The 25,482-nt window shown below is 69.5% G+C and carries 25 protein-coding genes; 17 read left to right on the forward strand and 8 right to left on the reverse strand.

Going from position 1 to position 25,482, the window contains the following annotated elements:
* Positions 1-53: 53 nt before the first annotated feature.
* Positions 54-920, reverse strand: coding sequence for a bifunctional hydroxymethylpyrimidine kinase/phosphomethylpyrimidine kinase (gene thiD / locus BpN12_RS18300; RefSeq protein WP_246796929.1), 867 nt, complete (start codon positions 918-920; stop codon positions 54-56).
* Positions 921-1,261: 341 nt separating this feature from the next.
* Between thiD and BpN12_RS18305 the strand changes: the two genes are divergently transcribed.
* Positions 1,262-1,432 (forward strand): rubredoxin, encoded by a 171-nt coding sequence (locus BpN12_RS18305; RefSeq protein WP_006400971.1) that lies wholly within the window; start codon positions 1,262-1,264, stop codon positions 1,430-1,432.
* 119 nt (positions 1,433-1,551) lie between these two features.
* Positions 1,552-2,868: a hypothetical protein gene (locus tag BpN12_RS18310; RefSeq protein ID WP_246796930.1), complete on the forward strand. Its 1,317-nt coding sequence runs from the start codon at positions 1,552-1,554 to the stop codon at positions 2,866-2,868.
* 53 nt (positions 2,869-2,921) lie between these two features.
* Here BpN12_RS18310 and BpN12_RS18315 read toward each other — a convergent pair whose 3' ends face one another.
* On the reverse strand, positions 2,922-3,164 hold the full coding sequence (locus BpN12_RS18315) for a hypothetical protein (protein WP_246796931.1): 243 nt from the start codon (positions 3,162-3,164) through the stop codon (positions 2,922-2,924).
* A 76-nt stretch (positions 3,165-3,240) separates the two neighbouring features.
* Between BpN12_RS18315 and BpN12_RS18320 the strand changes: the two genes are divergently transcribed.
* The 6 genes from BpN12_RS18320 (at position 3,241) to BpN12_RS18345 (ending at position 8,115) form a co-directional block, all read left to right on the forward strand.
* Complete coding sequence (locus BpN12_RS18320) at positions 3,241-3,819, forward strand: YqgE/AlgH family protein (protein ID WP_042624014.1); 579 nt, start codon at positions 3,241-3,243, stop codon at positions 3,817-3,819.
* Complete coding sequence (ruvX, locus tag BpN12_RS18325) at positions 3,816-4,268, forward strand: Holliday junction resolvase RuvX (protein ID WP_246796932.1); 453 nt, start codon at positions 3,816-3,818, stop codon at positions 4,266-4,268. Before BpN12_RS18320 ends, ruvX begins: the two co-directional genes overlap by 4 nt.
* A complete protein-coding gene (gene pyrR / locus BpN12_RS18330; protein WP_246796933.1) occupies positions 4,255-4,773 on the forward strand; it encodes a bifunctional pyr operon transcriptional regulator/uracil phosphoribosyltransferase PyrR in 519 nt (172 codons plus the stop codon). The genes ruvX and pyrR overlap by 14 nt, the downstream gene beginning before the upstream one ends.
* 82 nt (positions 4,774-4,855) lie before the next feature.
* Positions 4,856-5,887, forward strand: a complete 1,032-nt coding sequence (locus BpN12_RS18335; RefSeq protein WP_012734803.1) for an aspartate carbamoyltransferase catalytic subunit — start codon at positions 4,856-4,858, stop codon at positions 5,885-5,887.
* Positions 5,888-5,960: 73 nt separating this feature from the next.
* The gene (locus BpN12_RS18340) at positions 5,961-7,238 is read left to right on the forward strand and encodes a dihydroorotase (protein ID WP_246796934.1); all 1,278 of its coding nucleotides are present in this window, start codon (positions 5,961-5,963) and stop codon (positions 7,236-7,238) included.
* Between the two features lie 61 nt (positions 7,239-7,299).
* The gene (locus BpN12_RS18345) at positions 7,300-8,115 is read left to right on the forward strand and encodes a lysophospholipid acyltransferase family protein (RefSeq protein WP_425306366.1); all 816 of its coding nucleotides are present in this window, start codon (positions 7,300-7,302) and stop codon (positions 8,113-8,115) included.
* A gap of 138 nt (positions 8,116-8,253) precedes the next feature.
* Here the strand turns inward: BpN12_RS18345 and BpN12_RS18350 are convergent, their stop codons facing one another.
* Positions 8,254-9,105: a symmetrical bis(5'-nucleosyl)-tetraphosphatase gene (locus BpN12_RS18350; protein WP_246796935.1), complete on the reverse strand. Its 852-nt coding sequence runs from the start codon at positions 9,103-9,105 to the stop codon at positions 8,254-8,256.
* Positions 9,106-9,481: 376 nt separating this feature from the next.
* On the opposite strand from BpN12_RS18350, the gene rfbB reads away from it, so the two are divergent.
* The 8 genes from rfbB to BpN12_RS18390 all read left to right on the forward strand — a co-directional run bounded on the left by rfbB (position 9,482) and on the right by BpN12_RS18390 (position 17,913).
* The gene (gene rfbB / locus BpN12_RS18355; protein ID WP_246796936.1) at positions 9,482-10,543 is read left to right on the forward strand and encodes a dTDP-glucose 4,6-dehydratase; all 1,062 of its coding nucleotides are present in this window, start codon (positions 9,482-9,484) and stop codon (positions 10,541-10,543) included.
* A 10-nt stretch (positions 10,544-10,553) separates the two neighbouring features.
* The gene (gene rfbA / locus BpN12_RS18360) at positions 10,554-11,447 is read left to right on the forward strand and encodes a glucose-1-phosphate thymidylyltransferase RfbA (protein ID WP_246796937.1); all 894 of its coding nucleotides are present in this window, start codon (positions 10,554-10,556) and stop codon (positions 11,445-11,447) included.
* Positions 11,432-11,983: a dTDP-4-dehydrorhamnose 3,5-epimerase gene (gene rfbC, locus BpN12_RS18365; RefSeq protein ID WP_246796938.1), complete on the forward strand. Its 552-nt coding sequence runs from the start codon at positions 11,432-11,434 to the stop codon at positions 11,981-11,983. Before rfbA ends, rfbC begins: the two co-directional genes overlap by 16 nt.
* Complete coding sequence (rfbD, locus tag BpN12_RS18370; protein WP_246796939.1) at positions 11,980-12,873, forward strand: dTDP-4-dehydrorhamnose reductase; 894 nt, start codon at positions 11,980-11,982, stop codon at positions 12,871-12,873. The genes rfbC and rfbD overlap by 4 nt, the downstream gene beginning before the upstream one ends.
* Before the next feature lie 383 nt (positions 12,874-13,256).
* On the forward strand, positions 13,257-14,045 hold the full coding sequence (locus BpN12_RS18375; RefSeq protein ID WP_342346214.1) for a glycosyltransferase family 2 protein: 789 nt from the start codon (positions 13,257-13,259) through the stop codon (positions 14,043-14,045).
* Entirely contained in the window at positions 14,042-14,998 is a 957-nt protein-coding gene (locus BpN12_RS18380) for an NAD-dependent epimerase/dehydratase family protein (RefSeq protein WP_246796941.1), read from the forward strand. Before BpN12_RS18375 ends, BpN12_RS18380 begins: the two co-directional genes overlap by 4 nt.
* A 5-nt stretch (positions 14,999-15,003) precedes the next feature.
* Positions 15,004-16,020 (forward strand): MraY family glycosyltransferase, encoded by a 1,017-nt coding sequence (locus tag BpN12_RS18385; RefSeq protein WP_246797931.1) that lies wholly within the window; start codon positions 15,004-15,006, stop codon positions 16,018-16,020.
* A 12-nt stretch (positions 16,021-16,032) separates the two neighbouring features.
* Entirely contained in the window at positions 16,033-17,913 is a 1,881-nt protein-coding gene (locus BpN12_RS18390) for a polysaccharide biosynthesis protein (protein ID WP_246796942.1), read from the forward strand.
* Positions 17,914-18,054: 141 nt separating this feature from the next.
* On the opposite strand, the gene BpN12_RS18395 is transcribed toward BpN12_RS18390, so the two are convergent.
* The 5 genes from BpN12_RS18395 to BpN12_RS18415 form a co-directional block, all read right to left on the reverse strand.
* Positions 18,055-19,167 (reverse strand): MraY family glycosyltransferase, encoded by a 1,113-nt coding sequence (locus BpN12_RS18395; RefSeq protein WP_246796943.1) that lies wholly within the window; start codon positions 19,165-19,167, stop codon positions 18,055-18,057.
* Positions 19,168-19,437: 270 nt separating this feature from the next.
* A complete protein-coding gene (gene galE / locus BpN12_RS18400) occupies positions 19,438-20,460 on the reverse strand; it encodes a UDP-glucose 4-epimerase GalE (RefSeq protein WP_246796944.1) in 1,023 nt (340 codons plus the stop codon).
* A 14-nt stretch (positions 20,461-20,474) separates the two neighbouring features.
* A complete protein-coding gene (locus BpN12_RS18405) occupies positions 20,475-21,611 on the reverse strand; it encodes a glycosyltransferase family 4 protein (RefSeq protein WP_246796945.1) in 1,137 nt (378 codons plus the stop codon).
* Positions 21,612-21,645: 34 nt separating this feature from the next.
* Positions 21,646-22,473: a glycosyltransferase gene (locus BpN12_RS18410; RefSeq protein WP_246796946.1), complete on the reverse strand. Its 828-nt coding sequence runs from the start codon at positions 22,471-22,473 to the stop codon at positions 21,646-21,648.
* The gene (locus tag BpN12_RS18415; RefSeq protein ID WP_425306350.1) at positions 22,470-23,810 is read right to left on the reverse strand and encodes an oligosaccharide flippase family protein; all 1,341 of its coding nucleotides are present in this window, start codon (positions 23,808-23,810) and stop codon (positions 22,470-22,472) included. The genes BpN12_RS18410 and BpN12_RS18415 overlap by 4 nt, the downstream gene beginning before the upstream one ends.
* Positions 23,811-23,985: 175 nt before the next feature.
* Here BpN12_RS18415 and BpN12_RS18420 point away from each other — a divergent pair, with 175 nt between their 5' ends.
* Positions 23,986-25,380 (forward strand): phosphomannomutase/phosphoglucomutase, encoded by a 1,395-nt coding sequence (locus tag BpN12_RS18420; RefSeq protein WP_246796948.1) that lies wholly within the window; start codon positions 23,986-23,988, stop codon positions 25,378-25,380.
* Positions 25,381-25,482: the final 102 nt, after the last annotated feature.

The following is a 25,482-nucleotide window of genomic DNA, read 5'->3' on the forward strand; positions in this document are numbered from 1 at the left end:
TCGGATCATGGCGCCGTCGGCGTGGTCGGGCTTGTCGCCCGGCGCCACGGTGCTCAGTGGCGCGATGCGCCGAACGGCGGCGTGGCCGGGGCGGTGGGGGCGGCGGCCGGCGCGTCTTCGTTGCTGCGCGCCCAGAAGAAACGGTCGGGCACCCAGGCGCCCATGCCGGGCCGGAACGCGTCGCGCGCGGCCTGGTAGAGATATTCCTGCGCCTCGCGCACGGCCTCGGGCGGCTCCTGGCCGTTCGCGAGCAGTGCCGCGATCGCGGTGCCGAGCGTGTCGGTCACGCCCATCAGCCGGTGCGGCGTGCGTTCCCACAGGTCCTGGCGGATCTGCCCCTCTTCGCCGTACAGCGTGTTGACGAGCCGGTGCGTGCCGGTCTCGGTCGCGAGGATGTATTCGCAGCCCTGCGACAGCAAATGCGCGATCGCCGCGTCGAGGTTCGGGGCTTCCGCGTCGCCGTCAGGCTGCGCGAGCGCGATCAGCGTGGCGTGGTCGGCCACCAGCAGCGTGGTCTGCGGCGCGAGCAGGTCCGCGATCGATTCGCGCAGGTCGTCGGCGGCCAGCACGTGTTCGTCGTCGAGCGTGAAGTCCGGGGCCAGCACGAGCGGCACGCCGTCGTAGTCGGCCACCACCTCGGCGATCGCGCTGACCACTTCGGCACGCGCGGTCGCGCCGATCTTGAAGGCGGCCACCGGCATGTCTTCGAGCAGCATGCGGGCCTGCGCGACCACGGTGTCGGGATCGAGGCCGGTGACCTCGTCGCAGGACGCCGAATCGCGGACCGTGTAGCCCGTCAGCACCGACACGCCGTGGCAACCCATGCTCGCCAGCGTCAGCAGATCCGCCTGCAGGCCGGAGCCGCCGGTGGGATCGGACAGGCCGAATGTGAGGACGATCGGGGGGGCGTTGCTGGACATGAAAAATCGGGGAAAGAGATAACGATCGGGCGGCGCACCACGCGGGTGCGCCTCGCCGGTCATTATGCGGGGGAAAGCTGCGCGTGAAACGGTTTTTTTAATGAGATATAGCGCGCGGCGGCCCCGCCGGACCGGAGACGCGCGGCCGTTTGCAGCCCTTCGCGGCCTCTCGCGGCGATTGGCTGCGGCCGGGCACGGCGTCGTGCGAGATCGATGCGCGCGCAGCGGTCGCGCCGTCCTGGCCCGACCGTCCCCCTGCCGTATCTCGGAGCTAGGCAGCGCGGCCCTCCGCACGTTACCATCACGGCTCCCCAAACAACGCTATCCCTGCGCGGCGAACGATGGAATATAAAAGCTGGATGTGCCTGATCTGCGGCTGGATTTACGACGAAGAGGCGGGGTTGCCGGACGAGGGCATCGCCCCGGGTACACGCTGGGAAGACGTGCCGATCAACTGGACCTGTCCGGAATGCGGTGCGCGCAAGGAAGATTTCGAGATGGTCCAGATCTGACCGATCCGCGCCGTCTTTCGGCCGCGGGCCGGCGTGCCTGACGCGACGCCGGCCTGACGGTACTCCGCACGGCCCCGGCCGCGCGGCATTTTCGTCTTCGCGTCGATGGTTGCGAGCCCATGACGACGTTCCCGGCCGCCGTGCCGATTCCCGATGCGCTGCCGAATCCCCGCGGCGGCGCGGTGCTGCTCGTCGAGGCGACGCTGGCCGAGGCCAGCACGGCGTCGGGCGAGGCGCTCGCGCGGGCGCTGCGCACCGGCGCGGCAGCCTTGCACGACGCGGGCTGGCTGGCCGCGCAGCGTTATGCGCTGGCGCTGGCCGCCGCGTCGCTGGCCACCTCCACCGATGGCGCACCGGGCCCGGCCGTTTCTCCGTGGCGCGACGCGCTGCGTGACTTCCGCTGGGCCGTCGCGCGCCGCAACCTGCGCGAGCTTGCCTGTTCGCCGGTGCTGCACGCGCATTACCGCGCGGCATGCGCGTCGGCCGAGCCCGGTCGCGTGCGGGCCGCGCGCGAGGTGCCGTTCCACGCGCTCGCGCTGGTCGGCCGCCCGGTGCCGCCGGCGCGGCTCGACGCGCTGCCGGCCGATCGTCTCGCGCATCTGCGCGCCGTCTACGAGGCCGCGCTGCTGATCGTGCTGCGCGAGCCCGACGCGCCGCCCGCGGCCGCGCTCGATGCGCTCGACGCCTGCCTCGCCGCGCTCGCCGGCAGCGATCCCTACGATTACTGGCGGCTGGCCCGCGCCTGCCTGCGCACGCTGCGCGGCACGGCCGGCGCCGAACTGCGGCGCTGGCTCGCGCGCGGCAACCTGCAACTGCGCGAGCAGGCCAACGGCGCGCGCGTGGCCGATGTGGCACTCGTGCGCGAGACGCTCGCGCTGGTCTGGCGCGAGCTCGCGCTGTACGGCGCGGCGGCCGAGGACGCGGCCGAGGTCGAGTTGCTGAACGACTACGGCCTGACGGTGGACTGGCACGTGGCCGGCTCGCAGGCATCGGAGATGCTCTGGGAGGCCGATGCCGCGCGCGCCGAGGCCGACGCGCTGCGCGACGCCGCGGCGATCCGCCAACTCGGCGTGGTGACCGTCAATGGCCATGCCTATGAGGATTTCCTGCAGACCGCCGACGCGTCGATGACGGAGCTGGCGGGCGATCCGGCCGGGGCCGACGCGACCCAGGCCTGGCGCGCGTCGGCCGCCGCCTATCGGGTCGGCGCCGCGGCGGCCGCGCTCGGGCTCGGCCAGACGGCGCTGCTGGCCGACGCGGTCGCGCTCGGCTGGCGCCGCATCACCCACGGCCATCCGCCCGGCGACGGCGGGGCGGCGCTCGCGGCCGGCTCCGACGCGCTGCGCGCGGCGCTCTACAAGATCGCGGCCGGCGTGGCGCCGCCCGATCTGGCGGCCGCGCGCGAGGCGCTCGGCGCGGCGCTCGAGGCCGCCTGAGCGCCGGTTCGAGTGCTGGCCTGAGCGCCGGCCCGGGTGCTGTCGTGTCCCTCTTATGTCCTGTGGCGGGCGCGCCACCGATCATCGGTCCCCGATGTGCCGCGCGCGGCACGGCCGGATCGATTGATTTTGGGGACGTTTCCGCCGATTGACGAACGATTCGCGACCGATTCGACCGCATCGCCGATGATGTGCTTTTTGTGACATGGCGCCGCCGCGAGCCGCGACGCCGTTGCCGCGCGGCGAGCCTGCCGGTCGGCCCCGAACGCGTGATAGAGTGCGACGTGATCCGTCATATCGACCCTCGCGGCGGGCGGCGCCGGATGACATGGCGCCGGTCGCTACCGCGCGGTCTTTGCTAAAATTCAAACCATGTCAAAGAGTTCCGATCGCATCAATCTCACCAACCAGTTCCTGATCGCCATGCCCAGCATGTCCGATCCGACGTTCTCCGGGACGGTGGTCTATCTTTGCGATCACAGCGAGCGCGGCGCGCTCGGCCTCGTCATCAACCGTCCCACCGACATCGACCTCGAATCGCTGTTCAACCGCATCGACCTCAAGCTCGAGATCGAGCCGCTGCTGCACATCCCCGTCTATTTCGGCGGCCCGGTGCAGACCGAGCGCGGCTTCGTGCTGCACGAGCCGGTGGAGGGCAGTGCCTACAGTTCGTCGATGACGGTCGAGGGCGGGCTCGAGATGACGACCTCGAAGGACGTGCTCGAGGCGGTCGCGTCGGGCAGTGGCCCGAAACGCTTCCTGCTGACGCTCGGCCACGCGGGCTGGGGCGCCGGCCAGCTCGAGGACGAAATCTCGAAGAACGGCTGGCTGACCGTGGCGGCCGATCCGCGCATCGTGTTCGACACGCCGGCCGAGGAGCGCTTCGAAGCCGCGCTCGGCCTGCTCGGCGTGTCCTCGACGATGCTCTCCGGCGAGGCGGGCCACGCATGAGCGGTTCGAACGCGCGCGAAGCGACGCTGCTCGCGTTCGACTACGGCGAGAAGCGGATCGGCGTGGCGGTCGGCAATACGCTCACGCGCTCGGCCCGCGCGCTCGTCATCGTTCCCAACCTGAATCGCGACCATCGCTTCAAGGCGATCGGCGAGCTGATCGCCGAATGGCGCCCGGACGCGCTCGTGGTCGGCCTGCCGCTGCATCCGGACGGCACGCCGCACGAGATGACGCAGCAGGCCAAACGCTTCGGCAACCAGCTGAACGGTCGCTTCAACCTGCCCATCAGCTGGATCGACGAGCGCTATTCGTCGGTCGAGGCGCGCGCCCAGCTGCGCGAGCGCGGCGCTGGCACGAAAGGCGCCGCCGCGGCCATCGATGCCGAAGCCGCCCGCGTGATCCTTCAAACCCATCTCGACCAGTTGCCCGATCATCATGAGTTCCATTGACGCCGAAGCGCTCTACCGCGCGCTGCTCGACCAGATTCGCGACGCCTGGGGCGAAGCCGCGTTCGCGGCGCCCGACGGCCCGGCGATCGCCGGCATCTACAGCGGCGGCGCCTGGCTCGCCGAGCGGCTCGCGCGCGACCTGAACGCGTCGGGCTTCGGCGTCGTCAACGTCGCGCTGCATCGCGACGACTACGCCAAGAAGGGCCTGCACAGCCAGGCCAGCCCGACCTCGCTGCCGTTCGAGGTCGAGGGCCGCCGCATCCTCCTCGTCGACGACGTGCTCTACACGGGCCGCACCGTGCGCGCCGCGCTCAACGAGCTCTACGACTACGGCCGTCCGGCCGCCGTCGAGCTCGCGACGCTGGCCGACCGCGGCGGGCGCGAGCTGCCGGTGGCGGCGCGCTTCGTCGGCGGCACGCTCGACGTGCCGGCCGGCGCGACGCTCGTGCTCACGCGCGACGCGGCGCTGCGCTTCACGTTCGATCTCGAGGCGAGCCCGCACTGAGCGCGCCTCATCCGGCGCCCGCGGCACGCGAAGCCGTGCCGGGGCGCCAGCTACCTGGCAACACGCTGGAATCACGCACACCATGACGACCGACACCTCCGGCCGCGCCGGCACTCCCGCCGCGGCCGCGTCCACCGAGCGCTTTCGCTACGGCTTCCTGAAGGGCAACCCGCAGCTCACCAAGAACGGCGAGCTCAAGCACCTGCTGTCGATCGAGGGCCTGCCGCGCTCGATCGTCACGCACATCCTCGACACCGCGGACCGCTTCGTCAGCGTGACCGATCGCGAGGTGAAGAAGGTGCCACTGCTGCGCGGCAAGTCGGTGTTCAACCTGTTCTTCGAGAACTCGACGCGCACCCGCACTACCTTCGAGATCGCCGCCACGCGCCTGTCGGCCGACGTGCTGAACCTGAACATCAACGCGTCGTCGACGAGCAAGGGCGAATCGCTGCTCGACACCATCAACAACCTCTCGGCGATGCATGCCGACCTGTTCGTGGTGCGCCATGCATCGAGCGGCGCGCCGTACCTGATCGCCGAGCACTGCGCGCCGCACGTCCACGTGATCAACGCCGGTGACGGCCGCCACGCGCACCCCACCCAGGGGCTGCTCGACATGTACACGATCCGCCACTACAAGCGCGACTTCACGAAGCTGCGCGTGGCGATCGTCGGCGACATCCTGCACTCGCGCGTGGCGCGCTCGGACATTCACGCGCTGACCACGCTCGGGGTGCCCGAGGTGCGCGCGATCGGCCCGCGCACGCTGCTGCCGGGCGGGCTCGAGCAGATGGGCGTCAAGGTCTTCCACAATCTCGACGAAGGCCTGAAGGGCGTCGATGTCATCATCATGCTGCGCCTGCAGAACGAGCGCATGAGCGGCGCGCTGCTGCCGTCGGCGCAGGAGTATTTCAAGAGCTGGGGTCTCACGCCCGAGCGGCTCGCGCTGGCCGCGCCCGACGCGATCGTGATGCACCCGGGGCCGATGAACCGCGGCGTCGAGATCGACTCGCAGGTGGCCGACGGCCCGCAGTCGGTGATCCTGAACCAGGTCACGTTCGGCATCGCGGTGCGCATGGCCGTGATGGGGATCGTCGCCGGCACCAGCGACTGATTGCGGCCGCGGGCGGCGCGCGGCGCCGTCCGGCCATCGAATTCCACGCATCCAACGCATTCACAGGCAGCGCATGAAGATTCATATCAAGGGCGGCACGCTGGTCGATCCGGCCGCCGGCACGCAGCAACAGGCCGACGTCTACCTCGCGGCCGGCAGGGTCGCCGCGATCGGCGCGGCGCCGGCCGATTTCCACGCGGCGAAGACGATCGACGCCACCGGGCTGGTGGTCGCGCCCGGTCTCGTCGACCTCTCGGCGCGGCTGCGCGAGCCCGGCAACGAGCACCGCGCCACGCTCGAGTCCGAGATGGCCGCGGCCGTGGCCGGCGGCGTGACGAGCCTCGTCTGCCCGCCCGACACCGATCCCGTGCTCGACGAGCCGGGCTTGGTCGAGATGCTCAAGTTCCGCGCGAGCAAGCTGCACCAGGCGCACGTCTATCCGCTCGGCGCGCTGACGGTGGGGCTCGGCGGCGAGGTGATCACCGAGATGGTCGAGCTGACCGAGTCGGGCTGCATCGGCTTCACGCAGGCCAACGTGCCGATCCGCGATACGCAGGTGCTGCTGCGTGCGCTGCAGTACGCGAGCACCTACGGCTTCACGGTCTGGCTGCGCCCGCTCGACGCGTTCCTCGCCAGGGGCGGGGTGGCCGCGAGCGGCCCGGTCGCGTCGCGGCTCGGGCTGTCGGGCGTGCCGGTGTCGGCCGAAACCATCGCGCTGCACACGCTGTTCGAGCTGATGCGCGTGACGGGCGCGCGCGTGCACGTGATGCGGCTGTCGTCGGCGGCCGGCATCGCGCTGGTGCGCGAGGCGAAGGCCGAGGGGCTGGCGGTGAGCTGCGACGTCAGCGCGAACCACCTGCACCTGACCGACGTCGATATCGGCTACTTCGACGCGCAGTTCCGGCTCGATCCGCCGCTGCGCGCCGAGCGCGATCGCGAGGCGATCCGCGCGGGCGTGGCCGACGGCACGATCGACGCGATCTGCTCGGACCACACGCCGGTGGACGACGACGAGAAGCTGCTGCCGTTCGCCGAGGCGACGCCGGGCGCCACCGGCCTCGAGCTGCTGCTGTCGCTGACGGTGAAGTGGGCCAACGAGGCGAACCTGCCGCTCGCGCAGGCGCTGAGCCGCATCACCTCGGCCCCGGCCGAGGTGCTGAAGCTGCCGGCCGGGCGCCTCGTGCCGGGCGCGGTGGCCGACCTGATGGTGTTCGATCCGGCCGCGCACTGGCTGGTCGAGCCGCGCGCACTGAAGAGCCAGGGCCACAACTCGCCGTTCCTCGGCTACGAACTGCCCGCGCAGGTGCGCGCGACGATCGTCGCCGGCCAGCTCGCGTTCGAGCGTCGCTGAGCGGGAGCGCATCGTGAACCTGTTGCGCAAGCTGCGCCTGATCCTGCATCTGTTGCGCGGGATGGCGACCATCGCCCTGCATTTCGGCCACGCCACGCCGGCGCGGCGGCAGGAACTGACGCGCCGCTGGACCGTGAAGATGCTGCGGCTCTGCGGGATGCGGCTCGTCGTCCATCACGACGAGGCGCGGCTCGATGCCGGCGCGCTCGTGATCGGCAACCACGTCTCGTGGCTCGACATCTACGTGATCAACGCATGGCGGCCCACGCCGTTCGTCTCGAAGGCCGAGGTGCGCCAGTGGCCGGTGGTGGGCTGGCTTGCCGAGAAGCTCGGCACCATCTTCCTGCAGCGCGAGAAGCGCAGCGAGGCGAAGCGGATCATGCACGAACTGGCCGAGCGGCTGAACGGCGGCGAGCTGATGTGCGTGTTTCCCGAGGGCACCACCTCGAACGGGCTCGACGTGCTGCCGTTCCATTCGAACATGTTTCAGGCCGCGGTCGAGGCGGGGCGCCCGGTGCAGCCGCTCTGCATCATGTACGAGGACGCGCAGGGGCGGCAGTCGGTGGCGCCCGCGTACACCGGCAAGATGTCGCTCGGCACCTCGCTCGGCCGCGTGCTGCGTGACGCGCCGCTGGTCGCGCACCTCTACGTCGGCGCGCCGATCGAGGCCGGTGACCGGCGCGAGCTGTCGGCGCGCGCGAGCGAGGCGGTCTGCGCGGCGCTGGCCGAGATGCAGGCGAACGCGGGCCAGCCGACGGCCGAAGCGCTCGCCCGGCTTGCCGTCGACGAACTCGCGGGGCAGCCGGCCGGGGCGGCGGCGCATGAAGCCGCGCCGGCCGGCGTCGAGGCGGAGCCGGCCGCGCATCGCGACGCCTGATGGCCGCGAGAGCGGGTTGCCTCGCCTTGGCCGGGTGAGCCCCGGCCGCTCGCCAAGCGTCGTGGTCCGACCCCGGCGGCCGATATTGCGATGCAGTTGAACGCGTCGCGATCACGCAACAGACACCGCGCCGTCCGTTCAATCCCCGCCGGCGCCGCAGCCCTTGCAGGACACCTGCGTGACGCGGCGCGCGGCCGGGTCGTCGGCGAGTTCGACGGCCGACAGCTGGTTTCCCCACACGCATCCCGAATCGAGCGCGATCAGGTTGTCACGCAGCATCAGCCCGAGCGCGGCCCAGTGACCGAACACGACGGTCACCTCGGCGCTGCGCCGGCCGGGCACCTCGAACCACGGCAGATGGCCGTCCGGCGCCGCGCCGGGGCCGCCGTTGGCGCGGAACTCCATCGCGCCGTCCGGCGTGCAGAAGCGCAGCCGCGTGAGCGCGTTGAACGCCACGCGCAGGCGCTCGGCCTTCGTCAGGCCGTCCCGCCACTGGTTCGGCTCGTTGCCGTACAGCGCCCGCAGCGTGTCGCGCCAGTCCGGCGCGCGCAGCGCGCGCTGCAGTTCGTCGGCGAGTTCGAGCACGAGCGTGACGTCCCATTGCGGCAGCAGGCCCGCATGCAGCATCAGCTTGCCGTCCTCGAAATGGACGAACGGCCGGTGGCGGACCCAGTCGAGCAGGTCCGGCGCGTCGGGCGCATCGAGGATTTCGCCGATCGTGTCGCCGGGCTTGAGCTGCCGGATGCCGGCCGAGACCGCCAGCAGATGCAGGTCGTGATTGCCGAGCACGGCCACGCGGCGCTCGCCGATCGCGATCACCTCGCGCAGCGTGGCAAGCGAGGCGGGGCCGCGGTTGACCAGATCCCCCGCGAACCAGAGCGGCCGGTCGGCCGACGGGGACAGGCGGGACAGCAATTGACGCAACGGCGCGTGACAACCCTGGAGGTCGCCGAACGCGATGGGAACGGCCGTGCCGGATGCTTGGGTCATGGGCGTGACGTGATTTGACGTTGCTTGACGAACTGCGGCACACGGTAACACAGGTTAATCCGGACTTCCTTGCGCGATTGGCGGGAGCAAATATCACGCGAATTGTCTCTTTTTCGAGAAGAATTGGCGTGAAACTTCGTGCCTTTCGTCATTTGTCAAGCTGTTGCAAGTTGTTAGAAGCCCGCCTTTCAGGGGGGACTGGCCTTATAATTGCGTGCCTGCGGGGCAAGGTGCGACAAGGCTGCAAGGCAGTCCGATCGGCCTGCCGGGCTGCAGAACAACAGAACATTCGCGATTCGCGGGCGCACGTTCCGGGAAGCCGTGGCGCCAGTCAACGCCGCGACGCGTATGGATCGTATTCGACAAAAGGGATCCCATGATATTGGTGACGGGCGGTGCCGGTTTTATCGGCGCCAATTTCGTGCTGGACTGGCTCGCGCAATCGGACGAGGCAGTGCTGAATGTCGACAAGCTGACGTATGCGGGCAATCTCGGCACGCTGAAATCGCTTCAGGATAATCCGGCGCACGTATTCGCCCGCGTCGATATCTGCGATCGTGCGGCGATCGACGCGCTGCTGGCCGAGCACCGCCCGCGCGCGATCCTGCATTTCGCGGCGGAAAGCCATGTGGACCGCTCGATCCATGGCCCGGCCGATTTCGTGCAGACCAACGTGGTCGGCACCTTCACGCTGCTCGAGGCGGCGCGCCAGTACTGGAACACGCTCGAGGCCGACGCGAAGGCCGCGTTCCGCTTCCTGCATGTGTCGACCGACGAAGTGTTCGGCTCGCTGTCTGCGAGCCATCCGCAGTTCTCCGAAACCACGCCCTACGCGCCGAACAGCCCCTATTCGGCGACCAAGGCCGGGTCCGACCATCTGGTGCGCGCCTACTTCCACACCTACGGGTTGCCGGTGCTGACCACCAACTGCTCGAACAACTACGGCCCCTACCAGTTCCCCGAGAAGCTGATTCCGCTGATGATCGCCAACGCGCTCGCCGGCAAGCCGCTGCCCGTCTACGGCGACGGCCAGAACGTGCGCGACTGGCTCTACGTGGGCGACCACTGCTCGGCGATCCGCGAGGTGCTCGCACGCGGCGTGCCCGGCGAGACCTACAACGTGGGCGGCTGGAACGAAAAGAAGAACCTCGACGTGGTGCATGTGCTGTGCGACCTGCTCGACACGCTCCAGCCGAAGGCGGCCGGCTCGTATCGCGAGCAGGTGACGTTCGTCACCGATCGCCCCGGCCACGACCGCCGCTACGCGATCGACGCGCGCAAGCTCGAGCGCGAGCTCGGCTGGAAGCCGGCCGAGACCTTCGAGACCGGCATGGAGAAAACCGTGCGCTGGTACCTCGACAACCAGCCGTGGGCCGCCGAGGTCGCCTCGGGCGAGTATCGCAACTGGGTCGAGATGAACTACGCGCAGCGCGCGTGACGGAGGCGAGATGACACGCAAGGGCATCATCCTGGCCGGCGGTTCCGGCACGCGTCTGTACCCGATCACGCACGCGGTGTCGAAGCAGCTGCTGCCGGTGTACGACAAGCCGATGATCTACTACCCGCTGGCGACGCTGATGATCGCGGGGATTCGCGACGTGCTGATCATCTCGACGCCGCAGGACACGCCGCGCTTCGAGGCGATGCTCGGCGACGGCGCGCAGTGGGGCATGAACATCGCCTACGCGGTGCAGCCGTCGCCGGACGGGCTCGCGCAGGCGTTCATCATCGGCCGCGAATTCATCGGCAACGATCCGTCGACGCTGATCCTCGGCGACAACATCTTCTACGGCCACGATCTGGTCCGGCAGCTCGCGAGCGCGAACGCGCGCGAGGACGGCGCGACCGTGTTCGCCTATCACGTGCAGGATCCGGAGCGCTACGGCGTGGTCGAGTTCGATCGCGCGTTCCGTGCGCTGTCGATCGAGGAGAAGCCGGCCAGGCCGCGCTCGAACTACGCGGTCACCGGGCTTTATTTCTACGACCGGCAGGTGTGCGACATCGCCGCCGACATCAAGCCGTCCGCGCGCGGCGAGCTCGAGATCACCGACGTGAATTCGCGCTACCTGCAGGCGGGCCAGCTCGACGTGGAGATCATGGGCCGCGGCTACGCGTGGCTCGACACCGGCACGCACGATTCGCTGATCGAAGCCGCGACCTTCATCGCCACGCTGCAGAAGCGTCAGGGGCTGGTGGTGGCGTGCCCCGAGGAAATCGCGTACCGGCACGGCTGGATCGACGCCGAGCAGGTGCTGAAGCTGGCGCAGCCGCTCGCGAAGAACGCCTACGGGCAGTATCTGAAGAATCTCTTGACGGACCAGGTGGCATGGCAATCCAGGTAACTCCAACCGCGCTTCCCGAGGTGAAGATCGTCGAGCCGAAGGTGTTCGGCGACGACCGCGGTTTCTTCTACGAAAGCTTCAATGGCCGCGAATTCGCCGAGAAGGTCGACCCGCAGGCGGTGTTCGTGCAGGACAACCATTCGCGTTCGGCGCGCGGCGTGCTGCGCGGCCTGCACTACCAGATCGAGCATGCGCAGGGCAAGCTGGTGCGCGTGATCGCCGGCCAGGTGTTCGACGTCGCGGTCGACATCCGCCGCGCGTCGCCGAACTTCGGCAAGTGGGTCGGCGTGATCCTGTCGGCCGAGAACAAGCGCCAGCTGTGGGTGCCGCCCGGTTTCGCGCACGGCTTCGTCGCCGTCAGCGAATCGGCCGAGTTCCTCTACAAGACCACCGATTACTGGTATCCCGAGTTCGAGCGCAGCCTCCTCTGGAACGATCCGGCGATCGGCATCGAATGGCCGCTCGACGGCGAACCGGTGCTGGCCGCGAAGGACGCGGCCGGCGTCCTGCTCGCCGACGCCGAGGTGTACGCATGAAGGTGCTCGTCACCGGCCGCAACGGCCAGGTCGGCTGGGAACTGGCCCGCGCGCTCGCGCCGCTCGGCGAGGTGATCGCCTGCGATCGCGAGACCGCCGACCTGTCGCGGCCCGAGACGCTCGCGCCGCTGGTGGCCGAGGTCCGGCCCGGCCTGATCGTCAATGCCGCGGCCTACACGGCGGTCGATCGGGCCGAGGAGGAGGAGGCGCTCGCGCTGCGCGTGAACGGCGAATCGGTCGGCGTGCTGGCCGAGGCGGCCCGCAAGGCCGGCGCGCTGCTGGTTCACTATTCGACCGACTACGTATTCGATGGCACGGCCGATCGTCCCTACGCGGAGAGCGATCCGACCTCGCCCGTCAATGCCTACGGCCGCACCAAGCTGGCCGGTGAACAGGCGATCGCGGCGGTCGGCGGCGACTGGCTGACGTTTCGTACCACCTGGGTCTATGGCGTGCGCGGTCGAAACTTCCTGCGCACGATGCTGCGACTGGCGGGAGAGCGCGAAACCATGCGCGTGGTGGCCGACCAGACCGGTACCCCGACGTCGGCGCGCATGATCGCCGAACTGACCGCGCATGCCGTTGCACAAGCGGTGCGCGAGCGTTCGGCAGGGCATTTCGAGTCGGGCCTGTTCCACATGACGGCTGCCGGTCAGACTTCCTGGCACGGGTTTGCTTCCGCGATCGTCGATTCGGCTCGCGCAACCCGCGGTGACGCGATCAAGGTGCGAACCATCGAGGCGATTGATTCGGATGCCTATCCGACGCCGGCGCGTCGTCCGGCGTGGTCCGTGCTCGACAACGGTCGTTTCGACCAGCGTTTCGGGCTGACCCGGCTCGACTGGCGCCGCGCGCTGGCGCTCGTGATGGGCGATCTCGCGGAGCATTGACGCGCTTTGGCGAGCGGGGGCGTTCGGTGGTGGGACAGCCGTCTGTTGAATTCGCCGCGTCGCCATGCGCGCAGGATCGGGCGTCAGCTATCCGGGTGATGCCGATCGGTCCGCGCAACAAGGTGCCGCTGTGTTTCGAGGTGCCTGCCCGCGCGAATATGGGCGGGGCCTGGGGCCGGCGGATGGACGTCGGCTATCATGGCGCTGCGTCATCGCGTGGCCGCAGGTTCGCACGTGTCCAGCCGAGCGTTGCCCGGCCCGGGTCGAGCGCGATGGCGCCGGCCATCATTTGAATACATCACCCACACGTGGCATCCGAATCCTTCACTCCCGCATTGCATCCGGTTCCGCCATCCGGCGATGAGCGCTGGTCGGTCTCGATCGTGACCTACCATCCCGAGCGCGCGACCATCGCACGCACGCTCGCGCATCTGCTCGACGCCTGCCGCGCCTGGCAAATGGAGCGCGGCGGCGAGATCGAACTCTATCTCGTCGACAATGGCGGGCTGCCCGACCTGGCCGAGCCGGTCGCGGCGCTGGAGCGCGCCGGCGTCGCCTGCACGCTGATCTCGGGCCACGGCAACGTCGGTTACGGGCGCGGCCACAATCTCGCGATCGAGCGCGCGCGCAGCCGCTGTCACCTGGTGCTCAATCCCGACGTCGATCTGGATCCCGATACCCTGGTGCGGGCGGCCGAATTCCTCGACGCGCATCCGCAAGTCGGCCTGCTCGCGCCGCGAACCCATGACGGCGAACTGCGGCTCCAGTACCTGTGCCGTCGTTACCCCACCTTGCTCGACCTGTTCGTGCGCGGCTTCCTGCCGGGTTCGCTGCGCAGGCTGTTCGCGCGCCGTCTCGCACGCTACGAGATGCGTGACCAGATCAACGACACGGACATCGTCTGGGAGCCGCCCATCGTCAGCGGCTGCTTCATGCTGTTCCGCACCGATCTGCTGCGCCGGCTCGGGGGCTTCGATCCGCGCTATTTCCTCTATTTCGAGGACTACGACCTCAGTGTCCGCGCCGGCCGGGTTGCGTCGGTCGCCTATGTCCCCTCGGTGCGGATCGTGCATCACGGCGGCGGTGCGTCACGTAAGGGCTTCGCCCATATCCGGATGTTCCTGGCCTCGGCCTTCCGGTTCTACCGCCGTTTCGGCTGGAAGTGGCTATGAGCCGGATTCTCGTGACCGGCGCGAACGGCTTCGTCGGCCGCGCCACCTGCCGCGCCCTGCTGGCCGGAGGGCATGCCGTGACGGGGCTGGTCAGGCGCCCGGGCGGCTGCGTCGGCGGGGTCAGCGAGCGATGCTTCGACGGGATCGACTTCGACGGGCTTGCCGAGGCAGACCTGCCCGAGGTCGACTGCGTGATCCATCTCGCGGCCCGCGTGCATGTGATGAACGATCGCGCCGCCGACCCCGACCTGGCGTTCCGGGCCACCAATCTGACGGGAACGCTACGTGTCGCCGAGGCCGCGCGCCGCCGTGGGGCGCGGCGTTTCGTGTTCGTGAGCAGCGTGAAGGCGCTTGCCGAAAACGACGGCGGGACGCCGCTGTCCGAGGACACGCCGGCCCGTCCGCTCGATCCCTACGGGCGTTCGAAGCGCGATGCCGAACTCGCGTTGCAGCAATGGGGCAAGGACAGCGGGATCGAAGTGGTGATCGTGCGTCCGCCGCTCGTCTATGGTCCCGGCGTTCGCGCCAATTTCCTGCGCATGCTCGATGTGGTGGCGCGTGGCGTGCCCTTGCCGCTCGGCTCGGTTCGCGCGCGCCGCAGCATCGTCTACGTCGACAACCTGGCGGATGCGCTGCGCTGCTGCGCGACCGACCCCCGGGCGACGGGATGCTTTCACGTCGCGGACGACGACGCGCCGACGGTGGCCGGGTTGCTGCGCATGGTGGCCAGGGAACTGGGGCGCCCGGCGCGGCTCCTGCCGTTTCCGGTCGGCCTGCTGCGTGCGATCGGCCGGCTGACCGGGCGCTCCGCCCAGGTCGATCGCCTGGCCGGCGGCCTGCAGCTCGATACGCGCCGGATCCGGCAGGAACTCGGCTGGCAGCCGCCCTGCACGACCCGCCAGGGGCTCGCCGCGACGGTTGGCTGGTACCGCTCACGACATCATCGGACATGACAGACATGCTTCTTGCATTGCCCTTCGCGTGGCAGGTGGTGCTGGTTGCCGCCCTCGCTGCCGTGACGTCCACGGCGATCCTGCGCCTGCTGCTGAGCACCGGATGGGCATGGCGGCTCGCCACCGACATTCCGAACGCTCGCTCGCTGCATACTCGCCCGACACCGCGAGTCGGCGGCTGGGGCATCGTGCCGGTGGTGGTCGTGGGGATCCTGGCGCTTGCGCCGCATCTCGCCCTGATTGCGCTGGCGGCGGCGGCGCTGGCGGCCCTCTCGCAGATCGACGATCGGCGCGGCCTGCCGGCGCGAGTGCGCTTTGCCGCGCATCTGGGCGCGGTGGCGGTGTTGCTCGTCGTCTACCCGGCCGCGGCGCCCTGGTGGCTGGTCGCCATCGGATTCCTGATGGTATGGCTGATCAACCTGTACAACTTCATGGACGGCGCGGATGGCCTGGCCGGCGGCATGGCGCTGTTCGGCTTCGGGGCCTATGCCGCCGCCTCGTTCGCCGCCGGGCCGGGCGGGGCCGTGGATCTCGCCCTGGCATCGGCGAGCGTCGCCGGCGCGGCCGCGGGCTTCCTGCTGCTCAATTTCCATCCGGCGCGATTGTTTCTCGGCGATGCCGGCTCGATCCCGCTCGGTTTTCTCGCCGGGGCGCTCGGTTACTGGGGCTGGCGCGAGGCGGTCTGGCCGATCTGGTTTCCGGCCATGGTGTTCGCGCCCTTCATCGCGGATGCCTCTGTAACATTATTGAGACGTTTGTTACGCGGCGATAAGTTCTGGCAGGCGCATCGAGAGCATTATTATCAGCGCTTGATCCGCTCCGGCACGAACCATCGGCGGACCGCGCTTTACTGGTATGCCGCGATGCTTGTCGGCATAATCATTGCCTTGAGAGCACTGACCTGCAGCCCCCTGATCCAGGGGTTCCTGTTTGTCGGATGGTATTGCGTGATTGCATGCACTGGCTTGATCATCGATCTACGCTGGCGCCGGGTGCTGGATAACGCCAACAACAATTTCTGAGGTGCCGTGTCGATGTTGCGACGCAAAGCATCGTGGCTTTCGCTGAGCGCGTTCCTGTTCGACCTGCTGGCGGTCGCCACCACGTGGCTCTTTTCCTATCTGATCCGCTTCAACGGGAGCGTGCCGTCCGATTTCCTGCACGGCGGCCTGCTCGCGCTCGCCTGGGTCCTGCCCGTCTACGCCGTGCTGTTCCGCGCCCTCGGCCTCTACCGCGGGCTCTGGGTGTTCGCGAGCCTGCCCGACCTGCTGCGGATCTCGAAGGCGGTGGTGGGCGGCGGCGGCATCGTGATGGCCTGCGCGGTAATGTTCCAGCCCACGCCGATCATTCCGCGCTCGGTGCTGCTGCTCTCGCCGGTGCTGCTGTTCCTCGTGATGGGCGGCGCGCGCGCGCTGTACCGCGCGACCAAGGAGTTCTATCGCTACGGCGGCCTCGTCGGCCAGGGCAAGCCGGTGCTGGTGCTCGGCGCCGGCGGCGCCGGCGCGAGCCTCGCGCGCGAGCTGTCGCGCTCGGGTGAATGGCGGCTGGTGGGGCTGCTCGACGACGAGCCGGCCAAGCGGGGCCGCGAGGTCTACGGCTACAAGGTGCTCGGCCCGATTTCCGAACTGCCGCGCTGGGCCGAGGCGATGAAGGCCGAGCACGTGATCATCGCGATGCCGGCGGCCTCGGTGGAAGTGCAGCGCCGCGTCGCCACGCTGTGCGTGCGCGCCGGCGTGAACGCGATGGTGCTGCCGTCGCTGACCACCATGCCGGGCCAGGGCATCCTCTCGCAGGTCCGCCAGATCGACCTCGAGGACCTGCTCGGCCGCGAGGAGGTGACGATCGACACGGCGCACGTCGACGCGCTGCTGCACGACCGCGTGGTGATGGTGACGGGCGCGGGCGGCTCGATCGGCTCCGAGCTGTGCCGCCAGATCCTGCGTTTCTCGCCCGCCCAGCTGATCGCGTTCGACCTGTCCGAGTTCGCGATCTACCGGCTCACCGAGGACCTGCGCGAGCGCTTCGGCGACAGCCGCGTGGTACCGATCATCGGCGACGCCAAGGATTCGCTGCTGCTCGACCACGTGATGGCGAGCCACGCGCCGCACATCGTGTTCCATGCGGCCGCCTACAAGCACGTGCCGCTGATGGAGGAGCTCAACGCGTGGCAGGCGCTGCGCAACAACGTGCTCGGCACCTACCGCGTGGCGCGCGCGGCGATCCGGCATGGCGTGCGCCACTTCGTGCTGATCTCGACCGACAAGGCCGTCAACCCGACCAACGTGATGGGCGCGAGCAAGCGGCTCGCCGAGATGGCCTGCCAGGCGCTGCAGCAGACCAGCCCGAACACGCAGTTCGAGACGGTGCGCTTCGGCAACGTGCTCGGCAGCGCCGGCAGCGTGATCCCGAAGTTCCAGCAGCAGATCGCCAAGGGCGGCCCGGTGACGGTTACCCACCCCGAGATCACGCGCTTCTTCATGACGATTCCCGAGGCCTCGCAGCTGGTGCTGCAGGCGTCGAGCATGGGGCAGGGCGGCGAGATCTTCATCCTCGACATGGGCGAGCCGGTGCGCATCGTCGATCTGGCGCGCGACCTGATCCGCCTGTACGGCTTCGACGAGCAACAGATCCGCATCGAGTTCACGGGCCTGCGCCCCGGCGAGAAGCTCTACGAGGAACTGCTCGCCGACGACGAGACCACCACCCGCACGCCGCATCCGAAGCTGCGCACCGCGAAGGCGCGCGAGGTGCCGGACCATTTTCTCGACGAACTGCTGCCGTGGCTGATGCAGCATCGCGTGCTCGGCGACGACGAGGTGCGCCGCGACCTGCGCCGCTGGGTGCCGGAATACCAGCCGGCCTGCGGCCCGACCCTGCAGAGCATCGCCGGCGGCGGCGCGCAGCAGGCCGGCTGAGGTCGCTCGAGGCGAGGCCGGCGGCGGCATGGCAACGAAAGGCGCTCGAACGAGCGCCTTTTTTCATGGTCGATCACGACACCACACCACACCACACGGCACGGCAGACGCATGCCACGACGCGCGCGCGGCGCTCGCGCCTCAATGACGCCGCCGCGCCCGCTGCTTGCGGACCACCAGCCAGCGCGGCACGCGAAAGCGCACGATGCTGACGTAGAGCCACACGTAGGTGAACGCGAACACCAGCACGAACGCGAACAGGTGGACCGTGTGCCGCCAGAACAGCGTGGCCGGGATCACGGCCACGAGGCAGAGCAGCCACAGGTAGGGCGAGGTCAGTGAGTTGCGGCGCGTCAGGTCGTGCGCGGCGCGCGTGCCGACGGCCCAGCGCATCAGCCGCTTGTAGACGAGCATGTGCAGGTGGACGCCGTCGGGGATGCCGGGCGAGATGCCGCGCACGAACTTCTTCCGGTAGATCGAGAAGCAGGTCTCGAAGATCGGGTACATGAACAGCAGCACCGGATACCAGGCCGACACCTCGCGGTGCTGCATCACGAGCAGGATCGAGAGCTCGCCGAGCATGAAGCCGATGAAGTAGGCGCCGCCGTCGCCGAGGAAGATCAGCCCGGCCGGGAAGTTCCAGATGAAGAAGCCCATGATCGCGCCCATCATCACGAGCGAGGCCGACAGCACGGTCGGATCGGACACCTGGAACGCGACGTAGGCGAGCGAGGCGAACATCATGAACGCGACCATCGAGGCCAGGCCGTTGAAGCCGTCGATGATGTTGACGGCGTTGGCGAGCGCGGCCACGGCCAGCACCGTGACCACCGCCGAGATTGCCGTGTAGCCGAGCAGGAAATCGAGCGGCGGCACGCTGATGCGCGTGATCGCCACGCCGACCAGCGCGAACGCGATCGCGGCGGCGGCCATGGTGCAGATCAGGCGCGCGCGCGGCGAGACCCGCTTCGTCAGGTCCTCGACGAGCCCCGAGGCGAACGCGGGTATGCCGCAGGCGGCGAGTCCGGCGATGCTGCCGGCCACCGTCGGATAGCGCAGCGCGAGCGGCACGCAGCCGGCCAGCAGGCCCGCGACGATGCCGAGTCCGCCGACGCGCGGTACCGGGCGGACATGGAATTTCTGCACCCCGGCGAGGTCGCTGTCGATCGAGAATTTCTCGTGCAGATGCGCATAGCGGATGATGAGCAGCGTGACGAACAGGGAGGCGAGGAACGCGACGGCGAAGCTGAGCATGGACGGGCCGGAGGGCGAGCGGGGCCGGCCGACGAGCCGGAAACGGGACAGCGGATTATACAGGACGCCCGGCCGGCCCCGAAAGCGGGGCCGGCTCGCGTTTCCCTTGTGGGACAAGGACTTGCGGGGGATTGGTGGGGATTGGCGAGGAGCGTCGGGGGCGGTCGGCGAGCGGGCCAACGGCCGCGGTGAGGCGCGGTGAGATGAGACGCCCCGGCGCGCGGGCGGCGCGACCGATCCCGTCCTGACCGGCCGCGCCGCCCGCGCGGGTCAGGCGAAGCCGCGCGGATTCTTCTCCTGCCAGCGCCAGTGGTCGGCACACATGCGCTCGATGCCGTACTCGGCGCGCCAGCCGATCAGTTCGGCCGCGCGGGCCGGATCGGCATAGCACTCGGCGACGTCGCCGGGCCGGCGCGCGACGATCTCGTAGGGTACCTTGCGCCCGCTCGCGGCCTCGAACGCGCGCACGATGTCGAGCACGCTGTAGCCGCGCCCGGTGCCGAGGTTGACCGTGAAGCTCGCATCGCGCTGCCGCAGCGCGTCGAGCGCGGCCAGGTGGCCGCGCGCCAGGTCGACCACGTGGATGTAGTCGCGCACGCCGGTGCCGTCGGGCGTCGGGTAGTCGTTGCCGAACACGCGCAGCCGTTCGAGCTTGCCCACCGCGACCTGCGCGACGTAGGGCATCAGGTTGTTCGGCAGGCCGGCCGGGTCCTCGCCGATCAGGCCGCTCTCGTGCGCGCCGACCGGGTTGAAGTAGCGCAGCGTCGCGATCCGCCACGACGGATCGGAGATCTCGAGGTCGCGCAGGATCTGCTCGGCCATCAGCTTGGTCTGGCCGTAGGGGTTGGTGGCCGAGAGCGGGAACGATTCGTCGATCGGCGAGCGTTCCGGCACGCCGTAGACGGTCGCCGACGAGCTGAACACCACCTGCTTGACGTCGCGCGCGCGCATCACCGCGAGCAGCGAGAACAGGCTGTCGAGGTTGTTGCGGTAGTAGTCGATCGGCTTGGCCACCGATTCGCCCACCGCCTTGAGCGCCGCGAAGTGGATCGCCGCCGTGATCGGGTGCGCCTCGAACACCTTGTCGAGCGCGGCCTCGTCGCGCGCGTCGATCTGGTGGAACACGGGCGCGCGGCCCGCGATCTCGGTGATCCGGTCGACGGCCACGCGCTTGCTGTTGACCAGGTTGTCGACGATCACGACGTCGTAGCCGTGACCGAGCAGTTCGACAGCCGTATGCGAGCCGATGAAGCCCGCACCGCCCGTCACGAGGATGGTGCCTTTGTCACTCATGGTTGCCCTCTCCGTCAGAGTGCCGTGCCCGTCAGCGCACGGATGGTTTCTCGATAGCGTTCGACGACGTTCGCCTCGTCGAACTCGCGCAACACTTTCTCGCGGCCGCGCTGTCCCATCGCGCGGCGCGCCTCGACCGGCATCTCCAGCATCGCCGCCATCTTTTCCGCCAGGCTCGCGCTGTCGCGCGCGAGGCAGAGCAGGCCGGTCTCGCCGTCGGCCACCACGTCGCGGCAGCCGGGCACGTCGGCGGCGACGATCGGGCGGCACATCGCGGAAGCTTCCATCAGCGTGCGCGGTACGCCTTCGCGATACGACGGCAGCACCACGCAGTCGGCCGCCTCGATGTGCGGGCGCACGTCGTGCGCCTCGCCAAGATACGCGATCAGGCCGTCGCGCACCCATTCGTCGACGTAGCGCTTCGACACCGCGCTCGGATTGTCGACGCCCACCGGCCCGAGCAGTGCGAAGCGCGCCTGCGGATAGCGCGGCCGCAGCGCGCGCGCCGCATCGACGAACTCGCGCACGCCCTTGTCCCACAGCAATCGGCCGATCAACACGAACGTGAAGGTCCCGCGCCCGGGCAGCGGCGTGGCCGCGAACTGTTCGATGTCGACGCCTTCGCCGTGCAGCAGCCGCGCGCGCTCGGGATGCGCGAGCAGGCGCGAGGCCTCGAAGGTCGCCAGGTCGTCGCGGTTGAGGAACCAGACCTCGCGCGGGAAGCGGAACGCGAGCCGGTAGAGCTGCTTCGCGATCGAGGCCGCGCGGCTCTCGCGGATGAACACGTAGCCGAGCCCGGTGGTGACCGCCACCGACGGCACGCGCGCGAGCCAGGCCGCGATCGAGCCGTAGATGTTCGGCTTGATCGTGTAGTGGAACACCAGCTGCGGGCGCAGCTCGCGATAGTGGCGACGCATCGCGGCCAGCATCCGCAGATCCTCGAGCGGATCGGTGCCCTTCGAGGCCACCGGCAGCTCGACGTAGCGGCAGCCCATCGCGACGAGCGGCTCCACGGTGCGATCGCGCGGCGCGAGCACCACCACCTCGGCGCCGCTCGCCACCAGCATGCGGATCAGGCCGTGGCGGTAGGTGTGGATCGCCCAGGCGGTGTTGCAGACGAGGACGATGCGCAGCGCGGGAACAGGACTCATGGGGCGGTGGTGAGAGGGAAACGGGACCGGCGCGTCAGGCGGGCGGGCGCGGCGCGAACGAGCGGCGCTTGAGCCGGTGCAGCAGCGCATACGGCGTGACCAGATGCAGAAGGTATTTCGCGAGGCCGCCCCAGTCGCACGGGTTGCCCACGTCGAAATAACGCAGCACCAGCGCGAGCGTCGAGCGGATCTGGCGGCGTCGCTTGGTGGCGCTGATGCCGCCTTCGTTCAGTTCGTAATATAGGCCGAGTTCGGGCAGGTTCGCGCAATCGTAGCGTTCCATTAAGCGCAAAAAAATGTCCAGATCCTCGGCGGCCGGATATTTGATCCGATAGTTGCCGACCTCCACGACCCGCGCAATATCGAGCATCACCGACGGATGCACGAGCGGCGAGCGCAGGAAGCGCGTGCGGCGCAGCCGCGCCGGATCGGCCGGCGGCGTCAGCATGAAGAGCGGCCGGCCATCGCGCGCGACCACCTGCGCCCAAGTGCCGACGCAGGCCACGCGCGGGTGCGCGATCAGGAACGCGCGTTGCTTCGCGAGCCGGTGCGGCACGGCCAGATCGCCGGCGTCGAGGCGCGCGGCATAGCGGAAACCCCGCGCCGCGAGCGCGTCGATGCCGGCCGCGAGCGCGCGTTCGATGCCGCCGTTGCGCGGCATGCGCAGCACCTCGATGGCCAGGCCCGCGCGCGCGCGCGGCGCGATCGGCGGCGTGCTGCCGTCGTCCACCACCAGCACCCGCACGGGGGCCGGCTCGTCGAGCGAGTCGAGCGTGCGTTCGAGGTCGTCGTGGCCGTTGTAGGCGGGGATCAGCACCGCGACGTCGTCGAGCGCGCCGGCGGAAGCGGAGGAAGGCGTCATGGGCGCAGGCTCCGGCGGAGGTAATAGAAGTTGACCGAGGCGGCCGCGAGATAGCCGGCGGCGAGGCCGACCAGCGCGCCGTACAGGCCGAGCGCCGGGATCGCGAAGGTGTTGGCGAGCGCCGCCACGGCCAGCGCGAGCAGCCATTTGGCGAGCAGCACGAATTTCGCCTGGTATTTGAGCACCACCAGGTTGCCGATCGCCTCGATCCCGGCCGGCACCGAGAGCCAGACGGCCCAGCGGAAGATCGACACCGACTGCGCGAAGTCCGGCCCGAACACGCGGCCGATGATGAACGGCGCGAGCAGGTCGAGCACCGCCGCGCCGGCGATCATCAGCGCGCTGGTCATCGCCATCAGCCGCCAGACGTTGCGGCGCAGCCGGGCCGCCTCGCTCACGCGGTAGACGAACGCGGGCGCGATGGTCTGCGCGAGCAGCAGCGCGAGCGTGATCCAGTTCTCGTTCAGTTGCTGCGCCGCCGCGTAGCGGCCCAGTTCGGCGAACGACACGTGGCGCTCGAGCATCAGCCGGTCGAGTTTCAGGAACAGGTACATGCAGACGAGCCCGATCCAGAACACGGTGCCCGCCGAGGCGAAATGGCGGAACAACGGCGCCTCGACGCGCCAGCCGAGCCGGCCGCCGTGGCGGCGCCGGTAATAGAGCATCAGCGCGAGCGCGATCGCGCCGGCCTCGAGCGCCCACAGCCAGCCGTAGCTGGCGGGCGCCGCGGCGGCGCGCACCAGCAGCCAGACCAGCACCGCCTTGCCGAGCGCGGCGACCATGCTGGCGATCAATTGCGGCTTGCTGTAGGTCATGCTCTGCAGCCAGGCGTTGATGACGCCGACGAACGGCTCGCGCAGCACCATCGTCACCGCGAGCCCGGCCAGCATCGCGCCCACCAATGGATCGACCCAGTGCATGGCGATGCCGGCCCAGGTCAGCGCGAGCGCGGCGGCCGACACCGAGATGCGCAGCGCGAACGCGCTGCCGAGCACGGCGCCGAGCTGCTCGGGCGGACGCTGGACGATGGTCGGCACCAGGATCTCGGCGCCGCACACCCAGGTCAGCGGCGCCAGCACCAGCAGCAGCGTGTTCGCGTACTGCCACTTGCCGAACGCGTCGGGGCCGAGCGAGCGCGCGAGCAGGCCGCTGATCACGATCGCCACGCCGATCTGCGTGAGGCGCTCGAGGCCGAGCCAGACCAGGTTGGCGGCGGCGCGAGCGACATCGGGGTTGGCGATGCGCGAAAGCTTCAGCATGAAAAAAATCGGATGAAAATGGGTACGAGGCCGCGTTGGCCGGCGCCGCCGAATTTCTAATTTGCTGCGCCGAAACATCCACGCATTAGAATGAGCGGCTCACGGATCACGGTCGGGTGACCGGTCCGGGCGAAACGATCGATTATAAGTTGTTCGGGTTCGAACCCGACATCGGCGGGGCGCAGGCGGGCGGCGACGTGCCTCCGGCGCGCGGGAGTGCCACCTTTTTCCATGCACGACAGAGAGTGAATCGATGATTTCCCAATCCATCTTCAAGGCATACGACATTCGCGGTGTGATCGGCAAGACGCTCGATGCCGAGACTGCCCGCTCGATCGGTCGGGCATTCGGCAGCGAGGTGCGCGCCCAGGGCGGCGACGCGGTGGTGGTGGCGCGCGACGGCCGGCTGTCCGGGCCGGAGCTGATCGGTGCGCTCGCCGACGGGCTGCGCGCGGCGGGCGTCGACGTGGTCGACGTCGGCATGGTGCCGACCCCGGTCGGCTATTTCGCCGCCAGCGTGCCGCTGCCGCTCGCGGCCGGCGAGCGCCGCGTCGATTCGTGCATCGTCGTGACCGGCAGCCACAACCCGCCCGACTACAACGGTTTCAAGATGGTGCTGCGCGGCGCGGCGATCTACGGCGAGCAGATCCAGGCGCTGTACCGCCGCATCGTGGCCGCCGACTTCACCGAGGGCGCCGGCAGCTACGAGCAGCACGACGTGGCCGAGGCCTACCTGCAGCGCATCGTCGGCGACATCAAGCTGGCGCGCCCGCTCAAGATCGTGGTCGACACCGGCAACGGCGTGGCCGGCGAACTCGCGCCGCGCCTGTTCAAGGCGCTCGGCTGCGAACTGGTCGAGCTGTTCACCGAGATCGACGGCCACTTCCCGAACCACCATCCGGACCCGGCGCACCCCGAGAACCTGCAGGACGTGATCCGCGCGCTGAAGGAAACCGACGCCGAGATCGGCTTCGCGTTCGACGGCGACGGCGACCGCCTCGGCGTGGTCACCAAGGACGGCCAGATCATCTATCCGGACCGCCAGATGATGCTGTTCGCCGAGGAAGTGCTGTCGCGCAACCCGGGCGCGCAGATCATCTACGACGTCAAATGCACGCGCAACCTCGCGCAGTGGATTCGCGACAAGGGCGGCGAGCCGCTGATGTGGAAGACCGGCCACTCGCTCGTGAAGGCCAAGCTGCGCGAGACCGGCGCGCCGCTGGCCGGCGAGATGAGCGGCCACGTGTTCTTCAAGGACCGCTGGTACGGCTTCGACGACGGCCTCTACACGGGGGCGCGCCTGCTCGAGATCCTCGCGCGCGTGGCCGATCCGAGCGCGCTGCTGAACGGCCTGCCGAACGCGGAATCGACGCCGGAGCTGCAGCTGAAGCTCGAGGAAGGCGAGAACGTCGCGCTGATCGAGAAGCTGCGCGCGAACGCGAAGTTCGACGGCGCCGACGAGGTCGTCACGATCGACGGGCTGCGCGTCGAGTACCCGGACGGTTTCGGCCTCGCGCGCTCGTCGAACACCACGCCGGTGGTGGTGCTGCGCTTCGAGGCGAACACGGCCGAGGCGCTCGCGCGGATCCAGGACGACTTCCGCCGCGCGCTGACGGCCGCCAAGCCCGACGCCAAGCTGCCGTTCTGACGCGGCGGGCTCGCACCGGCGCACCGCACGCGGTGCCGGCGCGGGCCCGGGACGGGGCGCCGTGGCCCAGCCAGGTCCGCGGTTCGCCCCCGCCATTCTCCC

The organism is Burkholderia perseverans, from assembly GCF_022870505.1.
Lineage (GTDB): Bacteria > Pseudomonadota > Gammaproteobacteria > Burkholderiales > Burkholderiaceae > Burkholderia > Burkholderia plantarii.